Origin of the sequence: Corynebacterium nasorum, from assembly GCF_030229765.1 — a bacterium.
GTDB lineage: Bacteria > Actinomycetota > Actinomycetes > Mycobacteriales > Mycobacteriaceae > Corynebacterium > Corynebacterium kefirresidentii.
Map to the genome: position 1 here is coordinate 1 of NZ_JASPGY010000018.1, position 3,375 is coordinate 3,375.

The window sequence follows — 3,375 nt, forward strand, 5'->3', positions numbered from 1 at the left end:
CATATACTTTCCGGAAACCTACAGGTCAATCCGTGAAAATCCGCGATTCCGGACACACTTTTTGACCCTTAACCCTAAGGCCACATTCACGGTAGATAAGGGCCAGAAATTTGAAATTTTTCGCCCTTATCTACCGTGAATGACAGTGACAGGTGTGCGAGACCCAGGGCTGTGGGCTGGACCCCGGAAATCGGATAGCCGCAACGTCACGGATACTCCTCAGGACAGGCAACTATGCGGGCCAAGATTGTGCCCCATTTGCGGTCTTTAAACGCGATAGCTGGGGCTTGGTTGCGACCTCAGTTGTCGTTCATAGGTTGAGACACACCTCTAGAACTGCTCCTGAAAGCGCTAAAAGCAGCAGAGCTGGGCCTCACACGGACTTATTTTCAGCAGCCGTCACTTCGGTGTGGAAAGCCGCAGAGAATCGATGTGGTGAGACATCCGGAACGATGTCTCCAAACCAGACACTGTTAGTCCGACAGCATTCCGGCTGTTCAGAGCTTTTCTGGCCAGCTTTCCCTTTACCCTTAGGCAACCACGGGGGCTCATGCGGCTACCGCGTGAGCTCCTTGAAGTAGCAAAACATGCGGTAACCGTTCCCGTCTTCGTAATGTGAGAATCCGCGTCCCTCGTAAAAGCGGCGAGCGTCAACATCCACTTCATCGACATTGATCTGGATCTCGATGACGTCTGCTTTAGACACTGCGGTTTCTACTAGGTCCATGATGGCAGTGCCTATCCCCCGCCCTCGAAGCTCGGGATGAACGTAAAGCTCTTCAAGCATCGCGATAGGCCCCTCATAGTAGGGGCTGGGTCGAAGCGTCACAAAGGCGAAGCCGGCAGGTAACTTCTCACCGTCAGCGATGCAGACTATGACGTCATCGCGCCGAAGAAGACACTGAAAACGCTCTGTAAGAACATCGATTGACGGGCACGGGGTATCGAATTCGGCGTTGAAATCACTGAGCATCGCGGCCACATCATGAGCACGTTCGTGCGTAGCCCTATTCAGGTCGATCCCTTCGGCCCGAATCATCCTTTGAGCCGATTTGTCCAGAGAGCTAGCACTAGCTGGGACCGTGATGTTAAAGCCAACACCGAAACGGTCGATCACCATGCCGAAGTAGTCGCCCCACGGCGCCTTGGCGAAAGGCATGGACGCATCGCCGCTGTCGGCTAGCGCAGCGTAGATCGTTTCAGCTTCTTCCACGGAATCAGACTCGACGGTGAATCCGATATTTCCTAGAGTGAGGCGATCGCAAGAGTTCTGCAAATCGTCACCTCCACCAAGAGTAAAAGGACCGCGAAGGGTGCCGTGAGCGATGGCGTCACGTGGCGGATCGAAGGGGAACTCAACTCCATTATCTAGCTGCTCGCCATACGTCAGCATCTCGAGATCACCACCGAAAACCGAATGATAATACTCGAATACGTCGCGGGCGTTACCAGGGAAAGAAATGTACGGCGTGGTCTTTACTGTCATGCCGCAATGATAACCCTATTTTTCGCTCCGGTTGCGGGCGCGCTGTAAGGCGGTATGGTTTTGCACGCGTGGGGATTGAGGGTGTGAATCCCACTGTCGTGGGTTTGATGAGGTAGTCGATGTTGCGGAAGCTTTGGCATCGGCGTGCGTTGTGCTCCGTACGTTGTTTCAAAAACGGGTTTCATCAAACGGAACAAAACCTGGGACACTTCATATCCCACCCCAGGCCTAATGACTTGGGTGCAGCGGCAACGCTCATCCGATTTAGGCAGAGTCGTTGCAGGATCCAGTGGGTCACCTGGTCCGTGGTCTTTGAATTGTCGGGCGCGCAGGCAAGGCCAGCACGGAAGATCTTCTGCAAGCAACGCTTGTTGGTGCACCGGTAGCGTGGAAGGCGCACATGAAGTTGTTGGGTGGCCGACGATGGGCAGATCGACCAGGCTGCGGATGACGTGGTCGCGGAATACTCCAGGCTGCCCGCAGGTAGGGCATTCATTGATCGGCTCGACGGGTTCGGCTTCAATAACAGTGACGTCACCGTTTTCTGTGGCACCGGTGATAGTAGTTCCTAGTTTTGCGGTGCGGCAGATGGTATCGACGATGACATTTCCGTTAGGCTGCACAGTAGGTCCTTAGTTTTGTACGGATGGATTAGATACCTTTTTCCTACAAAGCCAAGGACCCCAATATCTTGTGCCACGCCCGAACCCCCGGCGAACTAATCAATGCACTCTAAAACCGGAAGAGCCCTTTTAGTACTACTGGTGGATTTCGGTTTTGGTGGGGATTAACGCCGCCGGCTTCGGTTTTTCCGTTGAGGAGGTCGTTGACTACTTCCCGATGGTGAAATGGGTCGATGGTGAGGTAGAGAGGAACCAGTCACCTGGAAGAGATCGATCCAGTCGTTGGTGTGCAATCTGGGAGGTAGGGTCGCGGGGTCGATTCCTCGCGAGCGCAACCATGATTGTGTTTCTGAACGTGATGAAAACAACCCTGCCCTTCGGAGAATTTCCCCTATCCCGCGTCCCCGGGCAGTGAAAACGGTGTGCACCATCGCCTGAAAGGCTTTGCGCTGCTCTATCGGAATCTTCGGGTCACCCACCCGGCGGATCACTAAGATCCCCCCGTCAACGTTTGGCTGTGGCCGGAAAGCAGACCTTGGTACCCGAGAACCCAGGTGAAATGTGAACCATGGGGACCACTGAGCCGTCATCATCGTGCTTGCGCCTACCCCGGCCCGGCGGCGAGCGACTTCCCACTGCATGAGGAGTACAGCGTCAGTCCATGCTGGCGCATGCAGCAACTTTCGAAGAATGGCAGTGGTGAGGTGAAAGGGAATGTTTCCCACAATGACGCAGGGAGTGGCGGGTAACCGGAAGTTAAGGAAATCATCATGGACCACTTCGACCGCCGCCGAGGAGGTTTCTTGTGTGATTTTGGCAGCTAGTTTTGCGTCCACTTCAACTGCCGTTATCGCCCTCCCCAAGTGGGCCATCGGGTGAGTGAGGGCACCGCTTCCTGGTCCGATCTCAATGATGGGGCCGGAGGTTTGTTTCACAAGGTCGATGATGGAGTTGATGATCTTGTGGTTGGTGAGAAAATTTTGGCCATGCTCGTGACGGCCGTGTCCGTATGCAGACATCAGGTGTGCTCCTTGGATTTGAAAGGGAGCCGGGCATGACAAATAGCCGCCCGGCTAAAGGACCGGAGCGGTTTTTAACCTACGGGGTAGGAAACCGCCTTAGCGGTTGGTGCGCAACCGCAAGAAAGCGGTACCTGAAATCAACATGGGTCTAATTATATCCATTTAAAGGGTTAAGGGTCAAAATGTGTGTCTGGCTCGGCGTGTCGCGGGGGTTAGATTTGGCCTTTTTGAATGCCGATTGAGT

The 3,375-nt window shown here is 54.3% G+C and carries 3 protein-coding genes and 1 pseudogene; all 4 read right to left on the reverse strand.

All coding sequences use genetic code 11. The features are described 5' to 3' along the window. Nucleotides 1–556: 556 nt before the first annotated feature. The 4 genes and pseudogenes from QP904_RS11665 to QP904_RS11865 all read right to left on the reverse strand — a co-directional run bounded on the left by QP904_RS11665 (nt 557) and on the right by QP904_RS11865 (nt 3,293). Nucleotides 557–1,039: a GNAT family N-acetyltransferase gene (locus QP904_RS11665; protein ID WP_284836120.1), complete on the reverse strand. Its 483-nt coding sequence runs from the start codon at nt 1,037–1,039 to the stop codon at nt 557–559. Nucleotides 1,040–1,691: 652 nt separating this feature from the next. After that, a pseudogene (locus QP904_RS11670) lies at nt 1,692–2,109 on the reverse strand (transposase family protein); the annotation flags it as partial. Nucleotides 2,110–2,273: 164 nt separating this feature from the next. Continuing rightward, nucleotides 2,274–3,128: a 23S rRNA (adenine(2058)-N(6))-methyltransferase Erm(X) gene (locus tag QP904_RS11675; RefSeq protein WP_011117480.1), complete on the reverse strand. Its 855-nt coding sequence runs from the start codon at nt 3,126–3,128 to the stop codon at nt 2,274–2,276. A gap of 99 nt (nt 3,129–3,227) precedes the next feature. Further along, nucleotides 3,228–3,293 carry an erythromycin resistance leader peptide gene (locus QP904_RS11865; RefSeq protein ID WP_071569110.1) on the reverse strand — a complete coding sequence of 22 codons (66 nt, stop codon included), beginning with the start codon at nt 3,291–3,293 and terminating at the stop codon, nt 3,228–3,230. Nucleotides 3,294–3,375 lie beyond the last annotated feature (82 nt).